Raw genomic sequence first — 19,280 nt, forward strand, 5'->3', positions numbered from 1 at the left:
CGACCAGACCTCATGGCCACATCATTCCGCATCTCCCTCGCCACAGCCTGCGCCCTTACGCTTGCCCTCTCCGCCGGGGCCGCGCAGGCGCGTGAAACCTCCAAGGCGTGCCATGCCAAATTCACGGCGGCCCGCACGGCCGGCACGCTGGGCACGCAGTCCTACAAGGAATTCAAGGCCGCGCAGTGCGGCGATACCGACACGGCAGCCGCGGCAGCCCCCGAGGCCACCAAGCCCGCAACCGCGACCCCGGCTCCTGCCGCGGCCCCTGTTGCCGCACCGGCAGCCACCAAGGCCGCAGCGCCCGCAGTCGCCACCTCCGCCACCATGCCCACGGCCGTGGCTGACAAATACAGCAAGGAGCCCGCAGGCAAGGGCCGCCTGCACACCTGCCTTGACCAGTACAACGCCAACAAGGCCACCAACGCCAATGCCGGCCTGCGCTGGATCCAGAAAGGCGGCGGCTACTACAGCATCTGCAATACCCGGCTCAAGGGCTGAGGCCCCGCAGCACCTACCCGCCCCGCTTATGCGCGGGGCGGACAAAGGCCTGGCTGGTGGCGTAGGATATCCACACCCGATGGCTTGCAAACCAGTCGGAGCCCAGCAGCATCTCAAGATGCTCGCGCAGGGGGGCCACGGTCAGCGTGACATTGCGCTCAAGCTCGTGGCCTACCTGCAGGCTGCCAAAGCGGTGCCAGTGATAGATGTCCTTGTGCCCGTCCACGCTGGCGGTCACGCCACCGGGGTCGCGCTCAAGCTGTGACTGGGTCACACCCGCGCGGTGCGCCACCTCGGGCGAGACGATGCGCGAGCGCGCGCCACTATCAAGCAACGCCGTAACCGGCCTGCCATCAAGCTTTACATCGAGCAGGAAGCGGTTGTCCTGCCGCCGCAGGGGCAGGCTTTCATACGGGCCATCCCACGCGGGCGGGGGCGCGCAGGCGAGCGAGCCGTGCTGGATGTTCCACAGGCTCAGCGTGCCGCCGGGCACATCCATGTCCAGATCGAAGCGCGAGAGAATATCGCCGCCAAGCAGCCCCGCCACGGGTGGCTGGATCATGGGCTGGCCGGGCAGTTCGCCCACCGGCACGGAGCGCGCGCCAAAATCCACGCCGCCAACCCGCAGGTCGGGCACGATGGCATTGGGCGTGGCCTGCGCCACCCCGCCGGTACCATGCACCACCGTTTCATGGTCGGGGTCGAGGCGCAGGCGCAGATAGCCCACCATCTCGGGCGTGAGCAGCCCGCCATCCGAGCCGGTATCAACCAGCGCGCTCAGGCTGTGGCCTGCAATGCTGATCACGATGGAGAGGTAGCCCCCATCATCACGCAGCGGCACTTCGGCCACGCGCTCATGGTTGCACAGTCGCGCGGCATCAGGGCGCGCGGCATCGGGGGCGGCAATCGCGCCATGAGCCACGCCGAGGCCACAGGCCAGCCCCATGGCCAGCAGGGTGTTGCGGGCTGCCACTAGCCCAGGCGCTCCGCCATGGCGTCGGTCGCGGCGAGGAGGGTCTCGATAATGCCGGGCTCGGTCATGGCATGACCCGCGATGTCAACAACCTGAAAATCCGCCTCCGGCCAGGCGCGGTGCAGGTCCCACGCCGTGCGCATGGGGGTGGCCACGTCATAGCGCCCCTGCACGATGATGGTGGGGATGTGGCGGATGCGGTCCACGTCGCGGATCAGCTGCCCCTCCTCAAACCATCCGGCATTGATGAAATAATGGTTCTCGATGCGCGAGAAGGCCAGCGCGTAGCGCGGATCGGCGTGCCGGGCGGCGGCATCGGACGCGGGGCGCAGGGTGATGGTGCGCCCCTCCCACACGCTCCAGGCGATGGCGGCCCTGATCTGCTCCTCCTGATCGGTGCCGGTCAGGCGGCGGTTATAGGCCGTGATCAGGTCGCCGCGTTCCTCGGGCGGGATGGGGGCGAGGAACTGCTCCCACAGGTCGGGGAAGAGCCACGAGGCTCCTTCCTGATAATACCACAACAGTTCCGCCCGGCGCAGGGTGAAGATGCCGCGAATGACCAGCGCCGTGACCCGCCCGGGGTGCGCCTGCGCATAGGCCAGCGCCAGCGTGGAGCCCCATGAGCCGCCAAACACCATCCACTGCTCCGCCCCCGTGAGCACCCGCAGGCGCTCCATATCGGCCACGAGGTGCCATGTCGTGTTGTGCTCGAGGCAGGCATGCGGCGTGGAGCGCCCGCAGCCACGCTGGTCAAACAGCAGGATGCGGTAACGCGCGGGGTCGAACATGCGGCGCTGGAAGGCCGAGCATCCACCACCGGGGCCGCCATGCACGAACACCACGGGAATGCCATCAGGATTGCCGCACAGTTCCCAGTAAACGCGGTGCCCCTCCCCCGTATCAAGCCAGCCATGGTCGTAGGGGTCGATGGGGGGGTAGGCAAACCGCTCAGGCATGGATCTTCCTGTTCATCGGGCAGTATCGGGCGGGGTGTCGGTGGTGGCATGCGGATGGGCGCGTGTCCAGACATCCATCAGCCGCGCTTCATCAGCCAGCGTGTAGCGCTGGGTGGTGGACAGGCTGGCATGGCCGAGCAGGTCCTGAATCACGCGCAGGTCGGCGCCGCCTTCCATCAGGTGCGTTGCAAATGAATGCCGCAGCGCATGTGGGGTTGCATGCTCGGGCAGGCCCGCCATGTGCCGCCACGTGCGCATGGCGCGCTGGGCAATGCCCGCCTGCAGCCGCCCGCCGCGCACGCCCACGAACAGCGGCGCATCAGCCTGGGGCAGCGGGTGGGCATTGCGCCACCGCCTGAGCGCCTGCATGACCTGCGGCAGCACCGGCACCATGCGCTCCTTGCCGCCCTTGCCGCGAATGCGCAGCACGCCATCGCCCTGCACCGGGTTGCCAAAGCCTGCAGCCTGATCGAAATCACGCACATCCAGCCCCAGCGCCTCTGAAATGCGCAGCCCGCAGCCATACAGCAGCATGAACAGCGCCCCGTCGCGCACCTGCGCCATGGGGGTGTGGGCGATGTCGGCCACGCCTTCGGGCACTTCGAGCGCCTGGGGTTTGGGCAGCGGGCGGGGCAGCGGGCGGCGGGTGCGCGGGGTGGCCAGCAGGGCGGGGGCCGGGTTGTCCACCCCGTGGTAGCGGGCCAGATAGCGATAGAAGGAACGCAGCGCCGAAACGCGCCGTGCCCGCGTGCGCGCCGCGCGGTCCTGCGTGGTGGCGCGCCTGCCAGTCAGGGCGGCGTTATGCTCATGGGCCAGCCAGGCCCGCAGGTCGGCCAGCGAAAGCCCCGCAAGCGCGCCCAGATCGGGGTCCGCGCCCAGATGCCCCATGAGGAAGGCAAGGAAACGGTCAAGATCGCCGCGATAGGCCGCAAGCGTGAGGGGAGAGGCCCGGCGCTCGGTCTCCATCCATTGCAAAAAGGCGTCGCGTGCCTCGGTTGCCATCATGCCGCAGACCCTTTCCCTGACCGAAAAAAGTTTTTTGATGAAGCTTTTTTCCAAAAAGCTTCAAAGCACGCCGCCTTCTTGACAAAAGGCGGCACCCAAAAACTTTTATCACCTGCTCTCAATGCGTTGTCTAAAAATCATGCCTGATCGGGGTCATGGATGCGCCATGCCTTACGGATGGACAAGACACAGCCGATGCCTGACGGTAGAAAAACACATGCCGCATCGCAACCCCACCCAGACGGACCTGCTGCCCCCCGCCCCTGACGGGCGCGTGCGGGTCATGCTCACCCTGCCCTTTGCCGGGCCACTGGACTACCTGCTGCCGCCCCGGCTGGCCGATGCCCGCCCTGGCGATATCGTGACCGTGCCGCTTGGCCGCCGCACCGAAACCGGCGTGATCTGGGATGCCGCCCCCAACCTGCCACCCGAATTCAGGCCGCCCCCACCCAAGGAAGTGGCCACAAGCCGCCTCAAGCCCGTGGTCGCACGCCTTGACCTGCCGCCCCTGCCCGCGCAGCTGCGCCAGTTCGTGGACTGGGTGGCCGCCTATACACTCTCGCCGCCGGGCATGGTGCTGGCCATGGCGTTGCGGGCCAATGCGCTGGCCGCCCTGCCCAAACCCGGCACGGGTTACAGCCCCGCGCCCACATTGCCTGCCGACCTCCGGCTCACGCCCGCCCGCCAGAAGGCGCTCGACATTGCCGCCGCAGGGCCACCGCTGCCCGCCGCCGAACTTGCCCGCCGGGCGGGCGTGGGGGCTGCCGTCATTCGCGGTCTGGCGCAGGCGGGCGCCCTGCGCGCGGTTGAAATCACGCCCCCGCCGCCCTTCGCCACACCCGATCCCGCGCATTGCCCGCCCACGCTGGGCGGCAACCAGGCCGAGGTGGCGACCGAGCTGCGGGCAAGGGTGGCGGAAGACAGCTTTTCCATCACCCTGCTGGAAGGGGTGACCGGATCAGGCAAGACCGAGATCTACATGGAGGCCATCGCCGCCTGCCTCGAGGCTGGCAAGCAGGCGCTGGTGCTGTTGCCCGAGATCGCGCTCTCGGCCCAGTGGACCGGGCGCTTTGCCCGCCGCTTTGGCGCGGAACCCGCGCTGTGGCATTCCGATCTTGGGGCAAGGCTTCGGCGCGTGACGTGGCGGGCGGTGGCCGATGGCACGGCCCGCGTGGTGGTGGGCGCGCGCTCGGCGCTGTTCCTGCCGTTTGACCAGCTCGGGCTGATTATTGTCGATGAAGAGCACGAGACCGCCTTCAAGCAGGAAGATGGCGTGACCTACCACGCGCGTGACATGGCGGTGGTGCGCGCGCGCATGAGCAAGGCCCCCATCGTGCTGGTCTCGGCCACCCCCAGCCTTGAAAGCCTGGCCAATGTGGGGGCGGGCCGCTACCGGCACCTCAAGCTCAATGCCCGCCACGGCAACGCCACCATGCCAGCGGTGGAAACGCTGGACATGCGCGCCGACCCACCCGAGCGCGGGCTGTTCCTCTCGCCCGTGCTGACCGGCGCGATCAACGACGCCATAGGCCGGAGCGAGCAGGCCATGCTGTTCCTCAACCGCCGCGGCTATGCGCCGCTTACGCTGTGCCGCACCTGTGGCCACCGCATGCAGTGCCCCAACTGCACCGCCTGGCTGGTCGAGCACCGCGCCCGCCATATCCTGACCTGCCACCATTGCGGGTATGACGAGCCCATTCCCCAGACCTGCCCAAAATGCGCCGATGCCGACAGCCTGACCCCCATCGGCCCCGGCGTGGAACGCATAACGGAGGAGGCGCGCGCCACCTTCCCCGATGCGCGGATTCTGGTCATGGCGAGCGATACGCTCAGCGGCCCGGCAGCCACTGCCGCCGCCGTCGAGCGCATTGCCCGGCGCGAGGTGGATCTTGTGATCGGCACCCAGATCGTGGCCAAGGGCTGGCACTTTCCGCACCTGACGCTTGTGGGCATTGTCGATGCCGATCTCGGCCTTGGCGGGGGTGACCTGCGGGCATCGGAGCGCACGGTGCAGCTCCTGCATCAGGTGGCAGGGCGTGCGGGCCGCGCGGAGGCGCCGGGCCGGGTGCTGTTGCAGAGCTACGTGCCCGACCACCCGGTCATGCAGGCGCTGGTGTCCGGTGATTTCGGCAGTTTCATGGAGCAGGAGGCCGAGCAGCGCCGCCCCGGCTTCTGGCCGCCTTATGGCAGGCTTGCCGCCCTGATCGTGAGTGCTGAAACACCGGATGCCGCCGAACTGACCGCCCGCGCCCTTGGCCAGAACGCGCCGCGGCTTGATGGCGTGCAGGTTCTTGGGCCCGCCCCTGCCCCACTGGCCATTTTGCGCGGTCGGCACCGCCACCGGCTGCTTTTGCGCGCGCGGCGCAACATTGCGGTGCAGCCCATCATGCGCGAATGGCTCAGCCGCGTGAAACCCGAGCGCGGGGCGCGGATTGACGTGGATATTGACCCGGTCTCGTTCCTGTAAGCCGGACAAAACAGATAAAAGTTTTTGGTGAAGCTTTTTTCAAAAAGCTTCGAGGGATGCCGCCTGTTTGAAAAAAGGCGGCACCCAAAAACGTTTACTTCTTTAAGGCTTTACTGCGCCTCCGTGGCATGGGTCATGCCCCGGTGCAGCGCCTGTTCCACATCCCGCCCCGCAAGCGACAGGGCCACGGCCTCGGCAATGCGGATGCCGTCAATCCCCGCCGAGAGAATGCCCCCGGCATAGCCCGCCCCCTCGCCCGCAGGGAACAGTCCGCGCAGGTTCTCGCCCTGCCCGTCCACCCCACGCGGAATGCGCAGCGGGGATGATGTGCGCGTCTCCACCCCCGTCATCACCGCATCGCGCATGGAAAAGCCCGCCAGCTTGCTGTCAAAATGCGGCAGCGCTTCACGCATGGCCGCCACCGCGAAGTCCGGCAGGCAGGTCGAGAGGTCGGTGGGTGTCACGCCGGGGCGGTAGGACGGCACGACAGCGCCAAGCGTGGAGGACGCCACGCCATCAAGGAAGTCGCCCACCGTCTGCGCGGGCGCGAAATAGGCTCCGCCCCCGGCCTCGAACGCGCGCCGCTCCCATTCGCGCTGGAAGGCGATGCCCGCAAGCGGGCCGCCGGGGTAGTCGCGCTCCGGCGTGACCCCCACCACCAGGCCTGCATTGGCGTTGCGCTCGGCGCGGGAATACTGGCTCATGCCATTGGTCACCACCTGCCCCACCTCCGACGTGGCGGCCACCACCGTGCCGCCGGGGCACATGCAGAAGGAATAGACCGCGCGGCCATTGCTGGCGTGGTGCACCAGCTTGTAATCCGCAGCGCCCAGCAGCGGCACGGCCTCGGGTTGGCCATAGCGGGCGGTGTTGATGACCGATTGCGGGTGCTCGATGCGCACCCCGATGGAAAACGGCTTGGCCACCATGGCAACGCCTGCCGCATGCAGCGCGCCAAACGTGTCGCGCGCGCTGTGGCCGATGGCCAGCACCACGTGGCTTGCCGCAATCTCATCCCCATCGGCCAGGCGGAGCGCACGGATGCGCTGGCCGCCCGCGCCGTCATCGCCGGTCACGAATTCGGTCACATGCGCGCCAAAGCGGTATTCGCCGCCCAGCGCCTCGATCTCGGCGCGGATATGCTCGACCATCGACACCAGCCGGAACGTGCCGATATGCGGGCGCGAGAGGTATTCGATCTCGGGCGGGGCGCCCGCGCGCACGAACTCGGCCAGCACCTTGCGGCCATAATGCCGCGGATCGCTGACCTGGCTGTACAGCTTGCCATCGGAGAAGGTGCCCGCCCCCCCTTCGCCAAACTGCACGTTGCTCTCGGGGTTGAGGATGGATTTGCGCCACAGGGCAAACGTATCGACCGTGCGCTCGCGCACCACCTTGCCACGCTCGAGCACCAGCGGGCGCAGGCCCATCTGCGCCAGCACAAGGGCCGCCATCAGCCCGCATGGCCCTGCCCCGATCACCACCGGGCGCATGAAGCCGGGCCGGGCGGCAAGGGCCGGGCCATCATCCACCGCAAAACGGTAGGTGGTGTCGGGCGTGGGCATGATGTTACGTGCATCTGCATGGGCTGCGAGCACGGCGGCCTCGTCACGCACGGCGCAGTCCACGGTATAGACCAGCATCACGCGGTGCCGGTGGCGGGCGTCATGGCCACGGCGGAAGATGGTGATGGCTTCGATATCCGCCCGTGCCACGCCCAGCCGCTCGGCCACCGCCTGTTCCAGTGCGGCTTCGTCATGCGCGATGGGCAGGCGCAGTTCGGTCAGTCGGATCATGGGGGCAGGTTTCCGTGGCTGATGGTGGTGCGGGAGCCATATCACGCCGGGGCGCCGCACAGGAATGTGCTAAATGCTGGTGACGGGCCGTAACCTTCTGCTAGGAAGGCGGCGATACCCTGCCCCTCCCGATCAATATGGATTCAGGCCCCATGGGCGACTGCCAGCACAACCATGGCGCGAATGGCCATGACCACTCCCATGACCACGCCGCCCCCACACAGGCGCACGGTCCTGCCTGCACCGGCCATGACCATGCGCCCCCCGACCAGGAGGCCACCACCAGGCCTGAAGCGGGGCATGACTGCGGCCATGACCATGTGCATGATGCCCATGCCGGCCACGACCACGCCGCCCACGGGCATGAGGAAGCCTGCGGGCACGACCACGGGCATGGCGGGCTGTTCGGCCACCATCATGTGCACACGCCTGCCTCCTATGGCCGGGCGTTTGCCATCGGCATCGCGCTCAACCTTGTCTATGTGGTGGGGGAGGCAGTGTGGGGTGTGCGCAGTCATGCGCTCTCGCTGCTGGCCGATGCGGGGCATAACCTGTCCGACGTGCTCGCACTTGGGGCCGCGTGGCTGGCCGAGGTGCTCTCGCGCCGCTCGCCCACCACCAATTTCACCTACGGGTGGCGGCGCTCCTCCATCCTCGCGGCCCTTGGCAATGCCGTGGCCCTGCTGGTGGTGACCGGCGGCATCATGTGGGAAGCCGTGCTGCGGCTGATCCACCCGCACCCGGTCGCGGGCGTTGCGGTGATGGTGGTGGCCGGAATCGGCATTGTGGTGAACGGGCTGACAGCGCTGCTGTTTGCCAGCGGCGGCAAGAAAGACCTCAACCTGCACGGCGCGTTCCTGCACATGGCATCTGACGCGGTGATGGCGCTGGCCGTGGTGGCAGGTGGCGGGCTGATTTTTCTGACCGGCTGGCTGCGCATCGACCCCATCATCTGCCTTGTGGTGTCGCTATCCATCATTCTCGCCACGTGGTCGCTGCTGCGCGATTCGCTGGACATGGCACTTGACCGCGTGCCGCGTGGCATCGACCCGACCGCTGTCGCCGCCTTCCTGCGCACGCTGCCCGGCGTGTGCGATCTGCATGACCTGCATATCTGGCCCATCAGCACCACCGAAACCGCGCTAACCGTCCACCTCGTGCGCGCGGCGGGCGAGCAGGGCCATGCGCCTGATGGCCTGCTGAACCGCGCAGCAGCCGAGTTGCAGGCCCGCTTTGGCATTGTTCACCCCACCTTGCAGATTGAAACCCTGACCGATGCCGGCCAGTGCATTCTGGCCGAAGCCCACTCCGTCTGATCGCAAGGACTCCGTGTTCAGCATGTTTGCCCGTACCGACCCCAAGATCCGCGCGGCCTGGTGCAGCGTTGTCGTCAGCCTGATCGCGCTGGGCATGAAATATGCCGCGTGGCGGGTGACAGACAGCATCGCGCTGTATTCCGATGCCATCGAGACCATCATCAACGTGGTCTCCGCCGTGGCCGGGCTGTGGGCGCTGCGGGTGGCCAGCCTGCCGCCAGACCACAACCACACCTATGGCCACTACAAGGCCGAATACCTCTCCGCCGTGGCGGAAGGGGTGCTGGTGGTCATTACCGCCATCACCATCGCGCATGAGGCATGGATCGGCTTCCAGCACATGCGCGCGCCGCAGGATTCGCTGCTGGGCATCGCGCTCAACGGGGGCGCTGGGGCGCTCAACCTGGGGTGGGGGCTGTTCCTGCTGCGGCTGGGGCGCGCGCGCCATTCACCCGCCCTGGTGGCCAGCGGGCACCATGTGCTGTCCGATGTGTGGACATCGGTGGTGCTGATCACGGGGTTCGTGCTGATTCCGCTCACCGGGTTTTTGTGGCTCGACCCCCTGCTCGCCGCCCTGATTGCGGTGAACGTGCTGCGCACGGGATGGGAGATGATGCGCGCCTCTATCGCGGGGCTGATGGACGAGGCCCCCAATTCCGAGACACTGGGCGATATCCGTTCCATCATCTCGCAGACCGCCACCGGCGCGATGGAGGCGCATGACATCCGCGCGCGCATCGTTGGCGCCATGACGTTTATCGAGTTTCATCTTGTCGTGCCCGGTGCCATGAGCGTAGAGGAAGCCCACCACATATGCGACCGGGTGGAAGATGGCCTGCGCGCGGGGCTGGGTGATGCGCTGATCAACATTCATGTCGAGCCTGAGCGCAAGGCCAAGCATACCGGCGTGCTGGTGCTGCCCTGACCTGGCGGAAGGGGCGGATATTCTGCCAATGACCGCCTGACCTGCGATAAATACCACCCTTGCCGGGCAACCGGATGGCTTAAACCCGGTTTTACCCGCTTCAGGGCTGTTGCTGAAAGTACGTTACCGGGCATGCGAACCGACCTTACCGAGATACGCCGGAAACACATGCGCCACCTGCGCCGGTCCGCGCGGATCACCACCGAGCAGTGGCGGCGCAAGATCGCGTGCTGGGCTGCCGCCGTGGTGGTGGGCGTGGTGGCAGTGGGCTTTGCCGTGGCTGCTGATGCGGCGGCAAGCCTGCGCACGCACATCATCGCGTTCAACCCGTGGCTGATGCTGGTGCTGACGCCGGGCGGGCTTGCACTTTCAACGTGGCTGACGCGCACCTGGTTTCGTGGCGCGCAGGGCAGCGGCATACCGCAGACCATTGCAACGCTGCATCTTGAAAATTTCGCCATTGTCGACCGGCTGCTGTCGCTGCGGGTGGCGGCGGGCAAGATCGTGCTGACCTCGCTGGGGCTGGTGGCGGGCGCGTCCATCGGGCGCGAGGGGCCGAGCGTGCAGATCGGTGCGGCCATCATGCATGCGTGCGGGCGGTGGCTCAACCTGTCCACCATCAGCATGCGGCGCGGGCTGATCCTGGCGGGCGGGGCCTCGGGGGTTTCGGCCGCGTTCAACACGCCGCTGGCGGGTATCGTGTTCGCCATCGAGGAACTCAGCCACTCGTTTGAGCAGCGCACCAGCGGCACCATGCTCACCGGCGTAATCCTGTCGGGTGTGACGGCCATCGCCCTTGTGGGCAATTACAGCTATTTCGGCCATACGGATGTGGTCGTGCCCATTGGCATAAGCTGGATTGCGGTGCCGACCTGCGGCATTCTGGGCGGCATTGGCGGCGGCGTGTTCTCGGCCATTCTCATCCGGGCCACGCGTGGCCTGCCCGGCGGGCTGGGGCGCTTTGCCAAGGGCCGACCGGTGGCGTTCGCTGCCGTGTGCGGGCTTTTGCTGGCCATACTGGGCATTGCCTCGGGCGGGATCACCTATGGCACCGGCTATTATCAGGCACATGAAATCATTGACGGGCGCACGCATTATCCCGCCTCGTTCTTCATTCTCAAATTCATCGCCACCATCATTTCCTACTGCTCGGGCATTCCAGGCGGGCTGTTTGCGCCTTCGCTGGCCATCGGGGCAGGGTTTGGCGGGTGGGTGGCGCAGTTCCTGCCGCACACCACGCCGGGCGCCGTGGTGCTGCTGGGCACCGTGGCCTATTTCTCCGCCGTGGTGCAGTCACCGCTGACGGCCTCGGTCATTGTCATGGAAATGTGCGATAACCAGCAGGTTACGCTGGCCCTGCTGGCCACGTCTTTCCTGGCTTATGGCGTGTCGCGCATGATCTGCTCGCAGCCGCTCTATGCCGCCCTGGCCGAGGCGTTTCTTGATGGCATGGCCTCTGCGCCCAAGCCCCCGTCTGTGGCAAAAACTGCCGTAAAATAACAAAAGTTTTTGGTGAAGCTTTTTTCAAAAAGCTTTGAAAGACGCCGCCTTTTTGAAAAAAGGCGGCACCCAAAAACTTTTATCCGTTTTTTGTCTTTATCACCCGGTCGTAAAAGGCCAGCCACTGGTTGGTGACGGCCTGCGGGGTAAAGCCTGCCTCGTAATCACGCAGGCCGCCTGCCGCGATGCGCGCGGCAAGGGCGGGGTCGTCGATCACCGCGCGGATGGCGGCAGCAAGCGCCGGGGCATCATCGATCGGCACCAGCATGCCGTTTTCACCGTTGCAGATATGGGCGCGTGGCCCATCCGCCGCACAGGCGACCAGCGGCACGCGCGCTGACCAGGCATCAAGGATCACGGTGCCAAACGGCTCGTAGCGCGAGGGCAGCACGCACAGGTCGGCTGCCGCCAGCAAGGCGCCCCGGTCCGACCGCCAGCCCAGAAAATGCACCCGCTCCGCCACCCCCAGCCTTGCCGCCTGTGCACTAAGGGCCGCGCGCAGTTCGCCCTCGCCTGCCAGCCACACATGGCAGCGTGGCAGGGCGGGCAGCGCCTCAAGCAGGGTTTCCAGCCCCTTGGCGGGGTGCAGGCGCGAGAGCACCAGCAGCACCGGGGCATCAGGCGGCGTATCAAACACGTGCCGGGAGACCGGCGGCTGCGGCTTTACGGAAGGAAAGGTGGGGATATAGGCCACGCGATCCGCCGGCGCGCCACGCGCAACCATGGAGGCCGCCATATCCGCCGTGCAGCCTACAAACCAGTCGCAATGCGCAAAGGCACGCAGATCCTTGTAATTGCCAAACCAGCCGATCACCGGCACTCCGGTGCCTCCGGGCACGATCTCGGCGGCGCGGCGCAGCCAGCAATGAATGAGGTCGGGCCTGACGCGCGTAATCAGACGCCGCATGGCGTGGCGGGCGGCAGGGCGGAACGGCAGGCGCAGCGGGGCGGTCTGCACGTCCATCCCTGCCGCCCGCATGGCGGGCACGCGGGGGGCTGCGGGGTGCATGACCACGCTCTGTTCAAGCCCCGCTTCATGCAGGCTGCACATGACATCGGTAGCGTAAAGCTCCGCCCCGCCATTGCCTTTCGCGGCCATGACATGCAGCACCCGCATGCGTTTTTCCGCCCCTTGCTGCTTTATTTGGCCGACAGGTCGATCACGGCGGCCCGGCCATCTTCCGTGCCAAAGGCCAGCGCACAGCCATCGGGGCTGAAGGCGAGCGCGGTCACGGCCCCCTCGCCCGCCATGCTGACCGGCAGCAGGCGCTGGGCGTTGGTATCGACCATCAGCACCGCGCCATCGGCAAACCCAGCGGCCACGATGTCATGCACGGGGTGGCAGGCGATACGGGTGCACATGACACCGGGAATGCCCCCGCCCTCGAAAGGCGGCTTGCCCATCGGCCCGCCACCAAAGAACGGCCACATCACGATGGTGTCGGCCCCGCTGGTCACCAGCCACTTGCCATTGCGCGTAAAGGCCATGGACTGCACCTTCGACGGGTAGCCGCTCATGCGCATGTTGTGCCCATCGGACAAGCGCCAGCCATGCAGCTCCGATTCCTGCATGGAGGTGACCAGCGCCTCGCCTGCGGGGTGAATGGCGATGCCGATATGGCTGCCCTTCCATTCAAGCTGGCGGGGCGTGTCCACCTTGGCCTGCACGAACCACATCGATGCGCCGTTGTAGTGCGAGGCCGCGATGCGCTTGCCCTTGGCGTCAAACACGATGCCGCTGACGGTGGAGGGATGCTCGAGCACCTTGAGCGTGTCCCGGCCCGCTGCATCACGCAGTTCGACCTGCTTGCCCGAGGCAAAGGCGATCACGCCGCCCCTGTCATTCGCCCAGGTGGTGATGTGCTCGATCCAGCGGCGGCCTTTTGCCAGTTCGCTCACGCTGCCATCAGCCGCGATACGGCGCAGGCTGCTGTCATCGCCGCCCGTGAGGAAGCCGGTGGGCGCGGCATCGGGTGCTATGGACAGCACCGCGCCGTCATGCACGGTCTGCACATCCCACGCATCCGACCGATCCCAGTCGGCACGGCTGGCGACCATCACATCGCCCTCGCCCGTGGCAAAAGCGACCTGCTGGCTGTCACGCGAGATGGCGCAGCCGGTAATCTGGCCTTCAAGCTGGCGCTGCGCGCCCCGGCGTTCGAGCAGCGAAGGGGGCATGGTGTCGTTCATGGAGCCGCTCATTTCGCACGGCAGCTTTCAAAACCACGACGCAGTTGCGGGCGGTTGAGGTTGCGGCCAATGAAGACAAGGCGCGACACATGCGGCTCGTCCTTCTTCCACGGGCCGATAAAGCCGCCATCGGCCATCATGTGCACCGCCTGAAAAGCGAAGCGCTGGTTCTCGCCCGCATAGTTCAAAATGCCCTTGGCGCGCAGGATATCCGCCCCCTGCTCCTGCAGCACGGCCCCGATCCAGGCCTGGAACTTGGCGGCGTCGAGCGGTTCTTCCACCTCAAACGACATGGAGGTGACATCGGTCTCGTGCGAATGGCTGGTGTCCTCAAGGAAGTTGGGGGCATGCTCGAGCGCGCGCTGGAGGTCAAAGCCGCCCTGGTCGAGCACATCGGACAGCGGCACGTCGCCGCGCCTTGCACGGTGGATGCGGCACACGGCATTGATGGAGCGGATGCGCTTTTCAATCGCCTCAAGCGCTGCTTCATCCACAAGATCGACCTTGTTGAGGATGATGACATCGGCAAAAGCGATCTGGTTCACCGCCTCGGGGCTTTCTGCCAGCGTCTGGAGCACGTTGTAGGCATCGACGACCGTAACCACCGCATCAAGCCGGGTCTTGCCGCGCACGTCTTCATCAACAAAGAAGGTCTGGGCCACGGGGGCCGGATCGGCAAGGCCGGTGGTCTCGACGATGATGCCGTCGAATTTGGCGCGGCGCTTCATCAGGTTGCCGAGGATGCGGATCAGGTCGCCACGCACGGTGCAGCAGATGCAGCCGTTGTTCATCTCGAACACTTCCTCGTCGGCATCGACCACGAGGTCGTTGTCCACGCCGAGTTCGCCAAATTCATTGACCACGACCGCGTATTTGCGGCCATGCTGGGCGGTGAGGATATGGTTGAGCAGCGTGGTCTTGCCTGCGCCAAGGAAGCCCGTGAGCACCGTAACCGGCACGAGGGCGTTCGCAGCTGTGGCGTCAGGTACGGCCTGAACGGTATCGGACATGGAACCTCCAGTGTTTTGGCGTGAGCCTTGTGTGCCCAGATATAGGACGGCGCACCGTCCTCTCCCATACCCGCAGGGCATAAAAACGCAAAAACGCGGCTTCAGGCGTGGCGGCGGCGCAGGGCTTCGGCCCGCATGTGGGCGCGGCATGCACGGGCGTGCTCCACGCCAAAACGCAGCGCCTGCGCCCGCCCGCGTGTGGCAAGATCGGCACGCAGGGCCGGGTCATCCATCAGCCGGGCAATGGCCTGGGCAAGTTGCGACGGAGGTTGGGGCGGGCAGAGCAGGCCGCCATCGCCCACAACCTCCGGCAGGCCGCCGGTGGGTGCCGCCACAAGGGCGGCGCCCGCCGCCATGGCCTCAAGCGCTGCAAGGCCAAAGGGTTCGGGCCAGCGGCTGGGCACCACCACGATGGCCGCCCGCGCCATGGCGGCCAGCACATCCGCATGCGGCCGGTAGCCCGCAAGCCCGATACCCGCCGCCTGCGCGCGGGGCAGCAGTTCAGCCATGAAAGGGGTGATGGGCGCATCAGCGCGGAACCGGTCGGCCCCAATCATGTCAAAGCGCCAGTGCGGGTGGCCGGGCGCGAGTTGGGCGCAGGCCGCGACAAACAGGTCGGCCCCCTTGGTCTCCACCATGCGCCCGGCAAACAGCATCTGTGGCGCGCGGTCCTGCATGGGCGGCACGCTGGCGGGAATGCTCACGCCATTGGGCGAGACGCCAACCCGCTGCCCATCCGCGGCGGGCACGCCTTCGAGAAAGCGCTGGCGCACCCAGCCAGACACGCAGGCCACGTTCATCCACCGCAGCAGGCCCGCGCGGCGGGCGGGCGTCTCGGCCCCGCGCATGCCCTGGGGGTCGTTATGCAGCACCAGCAGCACGTGCTGGCCGGGGCGGCTGCGGGCGATATGCAGCGCGGTATCGGGCCGGTTATGCACCTCGACCACCGCAGGGGCGATGTCGTGCACGATGCGCAGCACGGCTGCGGCGTAACGGTGGCTGCCGCTGCCCGGCGGCCACAGGCCGGGGCGCACTGTTCGGTATTCATGATCGGGCAGCAGGGTGGGGCCTGCCACCGGCGGGCCGATAATGACATCATTGGGGCCGGCAAGGGCCGCGACCTGCAGGCCGATCGCGCCCACGGCCCCCGCGCTGAAACCTTCACGCGCGGGCAGCACTACCGCCACGCGCCAGGGCAGGGCCTGCACCGGGCTCAGGCGATGCCCTCAAAGCGGGCCTGCTGCCACTCTTTGGGCTCCTGCGCGGCAAGCTGGTACCACTCTTCCATGAGTGGATGGGCGCGCACGGCCGTCATGTAGGCCCGTGATTCCGGCGAGGGACTGACCCCATAGGACAGGAAACGCGAGACGATTGGCGCGAACATGGCATCGGCCATGCCGAATTTTTCCCCGAACAGGAAATTGCCGTCCTTGCCAAAATCCAGCCGTGCCTCGGTCCAGATCGCATCGATCCGCGCGATGTCGGCATCGATATCCGCCGTGGTGCCTGCGGCCAGGGAGCGGTTATCACGCCCGGTATTCATGGGCATGGCGGCACGCACGGCGCGAAAGCCTGCATGCATCTCGGCGGCGATGCTGCGGGCGTAGGCGCGCGCGCGGGCATCGGCAGGCCACAGGCCGGGAGCCTGCTCGGCGCAGTATTCGCAGATCGCGAGGCTCTCCCACACGGCAGCGCCGTCATGTTCAAGATAAGGCACCTTGCCATTGGGCGAGATGGTGCGGATGGCGGGCGTCTCGCCATTATCGGCCAGCGGGATCACCTGCTCGCGCACGTCCAGCCCGGCTAGGCGCACCGCAAGCCACCCACGCAGCGACCAGGATGAATACCGCCGCGTGCCAATGACCAGAATACTGTCGTTCATCATGCCGCCTTTCCTTCGCCTTCGGTCTCGACCCGGCGGATAAACCCGCCACCGAGCACCCGGCTGCCGTCATACATCACGCAGGCCTGCCCCGGCGCGGGCACGGCCCCCTCATCAAGCACCACGCGGGCCGCCCCATCGGGCAGCGCCCACACGGTGGCGGCACGCGCCACCTCGCGCGCGCGGATCTGCACGGCGCAGCGCATACCCTCCGGCCCCGGCTGCGGCACCAGCCAGTTCATGCCGCGCAGCACCAGCGTGCGGGCCACCGCATTGGCGCGCGGGCCAATCACCACCCGCCTGCGGGCAGGCTCTATGCCCACCACCATCTGCCGCTCGCCCGCCAGCATGGCGGCATTGCCCAGCCGCTTGCTCTGGCCCACGGTATAGCGGCTCACGCCCTCATGCTGGCCCACCACGTGGCCGGACTGGTCCACGATCTCGCCAGCGCCGGTTATGTCGGGGCGCAGCTTTTCCACCAGGGCGGCGTAGGAGCCATCGGTCACGAAGCACAGGTCCTGGCTGTCGGGCTTGGCGGCCACGGCCAGGCCAAAGCGCTCGGCCTCGGCACGCACAGCGGCCTTGTCCGGCATGTCGCCCAGCGGAAAGCGCAGGAAATCAAGCTGCTCGCGCGTGGTGGCGAACAGGAACCATGACTGGTCGCGCCCTTCATCAACGGGGCGGTGCATCTCCACGCCATCGGGGCCTTCCACCCGGCGCACATAATGCCCGGTGGCCATGGCATCGACCCCAAGATCGCGCGCCATGCCCAGAAGATCGGTGAATTTCACGCCCTGATTGCAGGCCACGCATGGCACCGGGGTCTCGCCTGCGGCATAGGCATTGGCGAAGGTGTCGATCACGCTGTCATGAAAGCGGCGTTCGGCGTCGATCACGTAATGGGGGATGCCGAGCCTGTCGGCCACGCGGCGGGCGTCGTGTATGTCGCGCCCGGCGCAGCAGGCGCCCTTTTTCTTGCTCTCGCGGGAATCGTAGAGCTGAAGGGTCGCGCCAATGACCTCGTGCCCCTCGGCCACGAGGCGCGCGGCGACGACGGAACTGTCCACCCCGCCAGACATGGCCACAAGAATACGCATGGGCTCGGTTCCACTTTCCCTGAACAGGCAATGCCCGGAGAACTATCAGCCTCCGGGCATCGCACGTCAAACATCGTTTTGCCCGCCCACGCCCAAAAACACGCGGGGCGGAATGGGCCGTCCGGTCAGGACGTGCTGGGCAGGCGCACCACGAGGCCGTCGAGCGCTTCGGTCATCACGATCTGGCAGCCCAGGCGCGAGGTCTTTTCCAGCCCGAAGGCGAGGTCGAGCATGTCTTCCTCATCCTCGGTGGGCGGGGTCAGCTTGGGCGCCCATTCGGGGTCGACCACCACATGGCAGGTGGCACAGGCCAGCGAACCTTCGCACGCGCCTTCAAGGTCAACGCCGTTCTTGTGCGCAATTTCCAGAACCGACAGGCCCAGCGGGGCCGCGACTTCGCGGCGGGTGCCGTCACGCTCGATGAATACTATATGAGCCATCTTTTCCATCCTGCCTGTGCGTTGCGCCCGTTTACTGCGGCGCAGCGCTGCCTTGCGCGCGGCAATGTGCCACCGCGCGGCACAGGATCGCCGCCGCGCGATCCACTTCGGCGGGTGAGGTATAGCGTCCGACCGCCAGACGCAAGCCTTCCGCCGCCCGTGCCGCCTCAAGCCCCATTGCGCTGAGCACATAGGATGGCACCACCTCGGCCGAGGAACAGGCCGACCCGGTGGACAGGCACAGCTCGGGTGCCGCCGCCAGCAGGTCGAGCGCCCGCACCCCCTCGAAGCCGATGTTCAGGTTGGCCGCAAGCCTTGCCTCCATGCTGCCATGCACCCGCAGGCCGGGGCAGCCCGCCGCAAGGGCGGCCAGCATGTGGTCACGCAGGGAAGCGATACGGGCGCGCTCACGCGCCCCCTCAAGGCGGGCGATGCGGCACGCCGCGCCGAATCCGATAATCAGCGGCGCTGGCAGCGTGCCCGAGCGCAGGCCGCGCTCCTGCCCCCCGCCCGAGAACAGCGGGGCAAGCCGCACGCGTGGCCTGCGCCGCACGAACAGCGCGCCCACCCCCTTTGGCCCATACAGCTTGTGCGCCGAGACGGAGGCCAGATCGAGATCCCACGCCCTGACATCAACCTCCACCTTGCCCGCCGCCTGTGCCAGATCGCTGTGCAGCAGGCTGCCGGCCCGGCGCACGATGGGGGCGAGGGTGGCAAGGTCGTGCAGCACGCCGGTCTCGTTATTGGCGGCCATGATGGAGGTGAGCAGGGTGGGCACCCGCAGGGCTTCGGCCAGCACGTCCGGGTCGAGCGTGCCATCGGGCCGCACGGGCAGGATCACCGGCTCGCAGCCCTCGGCCGCGAGGTCGCGCACCGATTCCAGCACGCATTTGTGCTCGGTCGCCACCGTGATGACCCGCCTGCGCGGATCACCGCGCGCAATCAGGTGGCGCACGGCGCCCTTGATGGCGAGGTTGTTGGCTTCCGTCGCGCCCGAGGTGAACACGATCTCACGCGCATCAGCGCCAAGCAGGGCCGCGACCTCGCCGCGTGCCTGCTCCACCGCATCATGCGCGGCGCGGCCCGCCGCGTGGTCGAGACTGTGGGGGTTGGCGAAGCTATGGGCAAACCACGGCATCATTTCCTCCACCACGCGCGGATCGCACGGGGTGGTGGCCTGATAGTCAAGATAGATCAGGTCAGGGCCGGTCATGCGCAGCCT

At 67.2% G+C, this 19,280-nt stretch carries 18 protein-coding genes; 5 read left to right on the forward strand and 13 right to left on the reverse strand.

Annotation, left to right across the window (positions count from 1 at the left end):
* Window positions 1–12: 12 nt before the first annotated feature.
* Window positions 13–501, forward strand: coding sequence for a hypothetical protein (locus R5N89_RS11580; RefSeq protein WP_110569444.1), 489 nt, complete (start codon window positions 13–15; stop codon window positions 499–501).
* 13 nt (window positions 502–514) lie between these two features.
* Here the strand turns inward: R5N89_RS11580 and R5N89_RS11585 are convergent, their stop codons facing one another.
* Genes R5N89_RS11585 through R5N89_RS11595 form a run of 3 tightly spaced genes read right to left on the reverse strand, consistent with a single transcriptional unit; the run spans window position 515 to window position 3,435 of the window.
* A complete protein-coding gene (locus R5N89_RS11585; RefSeq protein ID WP_110569500.1) occupies window positions 515–1,447 on the reverse strand; it encodes a retroviral-like aspartic protease family protein in 933 nt (310 codons plus the stop codon).
* A gap of 26 nt (window positions 1,448–1,473) precedes the next feature.
* Window positions 1,474–2,430: a prolyl aminopeptidase gene (pip, locus tag R5N89_RS11590; RefSeq protein WP_110569445.1), complete on the reverse strand. Its 957-nt coding sequence runs from the start codon at window positions 2,428–2,430 to the stop codon at window positions 1,474–1,476.
* Window positions 2,431–2,442: 12 nt separating this feature from the next.
* The gene (locus R5N89_RS11595) at window positions 2,443–3,435 is read right to left on the reverse strand and encodes a tyrosine recombinase XerC (protein ID WP_110569501.1); all 993 of its coding nucleotides are present in this window, start codon (window positions 3,433–3,435) and stop codon (window positions 2,443–2,445) included.
* Window positions 3,436–3,652: 217 nt separating this feature from the next.
* Between R5N89_RS11595 and R5N89_RS11600 the strand changes: the two genes are divergently transcribed.
* Complete coding sequence (locus R5N89_RS11600) at window positions 3,653–5,902, forward strand: primosomal protein N' (RefSeq protein ID WP_110569446.1); 2,250 nt, start codon at window positions 3,653–3,655, stop codon at window positions 5,900–5,902.
* Between the two features lie 110 nt (window positions 5,903–6,012).
* On the opposite strand, the gene R5N89_RS11605 is transcribed toward R5N89_RS11600, so the two are convergent.
* Together R5N89_RS11605 and R5N89_RS11610 are read right to left on the reverse strand one after the other, a co-directional pair.
* A complete protein-coding gene (locus R5N89_RS11605; protein WP_110569447.1) occupies window positions 6,013–7,698 on the reverse strand; it encodes an NAD(P)/FAD-dependent oxidoreductase in 1,686 nt (561 codons plus the stop codon).
* Between the two features lie 143 nt (window positions 7,699–7,841).
* Entirely contained in the window at window positions 7,842–8,117 is a 276-nt protein-coding gene (locus tag R5N89_RS11610) for a hypothetical protein (protein WP_244192213.1), read from the reverse strand.
* On the opposite strand from R5N89_RS11610, the gene R5N89_RS11615 reads away from it, so the two are divergent.
* The 3 genes from R5N89_RS11615 to R5N89_RS11625 all read left to right on the forward strand — a co-directional run bounded on the left by R5N89_RS11615 (window position 8,019) and on the right by R5N89_RS11625 (window position 11,439).
* On the forward strand, window positions 8,019–9,014 hold the full coding sequence (locus tag R5N89_RS11615) for a cation diffusion facilitator family transporter (protein WP_244192211.1): 996 nt from the start codon (window positions 8,019–8,021) through the stop codon (window positions 9,012–9,014). The two genes, R5N89_RS11610 and R5N89_RS11615, sit on opposite strands and share 99 nt — an antisense overlap.
* Before the next feature lie 22 nt (window positions 9,015–9,036).
* Window positions 9,037–9,939 (forward strand): cation diffusion facilitator family transporter, encoded by a 903-nt coding sequence (locus R5N89_RS11620; protein WP_110569448.1) that lies wholly within the window; start codon window positions 9,037–9,039, stop codon window positions 9,937–9,939.
* Between the two features lie 168 nt (window positions 9,940–10,107).
* Window positions 10,108–11,439 (forward strand): chloride channel protein, encoded by a 1,332-nt coding sequence (locus tag R5N89_RS11625; protein WP_110569449.1) that lies wholly within the window; start codon window positions 10,108–10,110, stop codon window positions 11,437–11,439.
* Between the two features lie 79 nt (window positions 11,440–11,518).
* Here R5N89_RS11625 and R5N89_RS11630 read toward each other — a convergent pair whose 3' ends face one another.
* The 8 genes from R5N89_RS11630 to R5N89_RS11665 form a co-directional block, all read right to left on the reverse strand.
* Window positions 11,519–12,556, reverse strand: coding sequence for a glycosyltransferase (locus R5N89_RS11630; RefSeq protein WP_110569450.1), 1,038 nt, complete (start codon window positions 12,554–12,556; stop codon window positions 11,519–11,521).
* A gap of 23 nt (window positions 12,557–12,579) precedes the next feature.
* Window positions 12,580–13,641: a WD40 repeat domain-containing protein gene (locus R5N89_RS11635; protein ID WP_110569451.1), complete on the reverse strand. Its 1,062-nt coding sequence runs from the start codon at window positions 13,639–13,641 to the stop codon at window positions 12,580–12,582.
* A complete protein-coding gene (locus R5N89_RS11640) occupies window positions 13,638–14,639 on the reverse strand; it encodes a GTP-binding protein (protein WP_110569452.1) in 1,002 nt (333 codons plus the stop codon). The genes R5N89_RS11635 and R5N89_RS11640 overlap by 4 nt, the downstream gene beginning before the upstream one ends.
* Window positions 14,640–14,740: 101 nt before the next feature.
* Window positions 14,741–15,838: a glycosyltransferase family 4 protein gene (locus tag R5N89_RS11645; protein WP_110569503.1), complete on the reverse strand. Its 1,098-nt coding sequence runs from the start codon at window positions 15,836–15,838 to the stop codon at window positions 14,741–14,743.
* Window positions 15,839–15,852: 14 nt separating this feature from the next.
* Window positions 15,853–16,521 carry a glutathione S-transferase family protein gene (locus tag R5N89_RS11650; RefSeq protein ID WP_110569453.1) on the reverse strand — a complete coding sequence of 223 codons (669 nt, stop codon included), beginning with the start codon at window positions 16,519–16,521 and terminating at the stop codon, window positions 15,853–15,855.
* Window positions 16,521–17,618 carry a tRNA 2-thiouridine(34) synthase MnmA gene (mnmA, locus tag R5N89_RS11655; protein WP_110569454.1) on the reverse strand — a complete coding sequence of 366 codons (1,098 nt, stop codon included), beginning with the start codon at window positions 17,616–17,618 and terminating at the stop codon, window positions 16,521–16,523. Before mnmA ends, R5N89_RS11650 begins: the two co-directional genes overlap by 1 nt.
* Before the next feature lie 125 nt (window positions 17,619–17,743).
* The gene (locus tag R5N89_RS11660; protein WP_061273819.1) at window positions 17,744–18,058 is read right to left on the reverse strand and encodes a ferredoxin family 2Fe-2S iron-sulfur cluster binding protein; all 315 of its coding nucleotides are present in this window, start codon (window positions 18,056–18,058) and stop codon (window positions 17,744–17,746) included.
* A gap of 31 nt (window positions 18,059–18,089) precedes the next feature.
* A complete protein-coding gene (locus R5N89_RS11665; protein ID WP_110569455.1) occupies window positions 18,090–19,271 on the reverse strand; it encodes a cysteine desulfurase family protein in 1,182 nt (393 codons plus the stop codon).
* Between the last annotated feature and the right edge of the window lie 9 nt (window positions 19,272–19,280).

The sequence above is a fragment of the Komagataeibacter sucrofermentans DSM 15973 genome, assembly GCF_040581405.1.
Lineage (GTDB): Bacteria > Pseudomonadota > Alphaproteobacteria > Acetobacterales > Acetobacteraceae > Komagataeibacter > Komagataeibacter sucrofermentans.

Coding starts and splice junctions, on each gene's coding strand:
- R5N89_RS11580 (WP_110569444.1), top strand. CDS start 13: ATGGCCACATCATTCCGCATCTCCCTCGCCACAGCCTGCGCCCTTACG.
- R5N89_RS11585 (WP_110569500.1), bottom strand. CDS start 1,447: ATGGGGCTGGCCTGTGGCCTCGGCGTGGCTCATGGCGCGATTGCCGCC.
- pip (WP_110569445.1), bottom strand. CDS start 2,430: ATGCCTGAGCGGTTTGCCTACCCCCCCATCGACCCCTACGACCATGGC.
- R5N89_RS11595 (WP_110569501.1), bottom strand. CDS start 3,435: ATGATGGCAACCGAGGCACGCGACGCCTTTTTGCAATGGATGGAGACC.
- R5N89_RS11600 (WP_110569446.1), top strand. CDS start 3,653: ATGCCGCATCGCAACCCCACCCAGACGGACCTGCTGCCCCCCGCCCCT.
- R5N89_RS11605 (WP_110569447.1), bottom strand. CDS start 7,698: ATGATCCGACTGACCGAACTGCGCCTGCCCATCGCGCATGACGAAGCC.
- R5N89_RS11610 (WP_244192213.1), bottom strand. CDS start 8,117: ATGATGGTGGCCGAACAGCCCGCCATGCCCGTGGTCGTGCCCGCAGGC.
- R5N89_RS11620 (WP_110569448.1), top strand. CDS start 9,037: ATGTTTGCCCGTACCGACCCCAAGATCCGCGCGGCCTGGTGCAGCGTT.
- R5N89_RS11625 (WP_110569449.1), top strand. CDS start 10,108: ATGCGCCACCTGCGCCGGTCCGCGCGGATCACCACCGAGCAGTGGCGG.
- R5N89_RS11630 (WP_110569450.1), bottom strand. CDS start 12,556: ATGCGGGTGCTGCATGTCATGGCCGCGAAAGGCAATGGCGGGGCGGAG.
- R5N89_RS11635 (WP_110569451.1), bottom strand. CDS start 13,641: ATGAGCGGCTCCATGAACGACACCATGCCCCCTTCGCTGCTCGAACGC.
- R5N89_RS11640 (WP_110569452.1), bottom strand. CDS start 14,639: ATGTCCGATACCGTTCAGGCCGTACCTGACGCCACAGCTGCGAACGCC.
- R5N89_RS11650 (WP_110569453.1), bottom strand. CDS start 16,521: ATGAACGACAGTATTCTGGTCATTGGCACGCGGCGGTATTCATCCTGG.
- mnmA (WP_110569454.1), bottom strand. CDS start 17,618: ATGCGTATTCTTGTGGCCATGTCTGGCGGGGTGGACAGTTCCGTCGTC.
- R5N89_RS11660 (WP_061273819.1), bottom strand. CDS start 18,058: ATGGCTCATATAGTATTCATCGAGCGTGACGGCACCCGCCGCGAAGTC.
- R5N89_RS11665 (WP_110569455.1), bottom strand. CDS start 19,271: ATGACCGGCCCTGACCTGATCTATCTTGACTATCAGGCCACCACCCCG.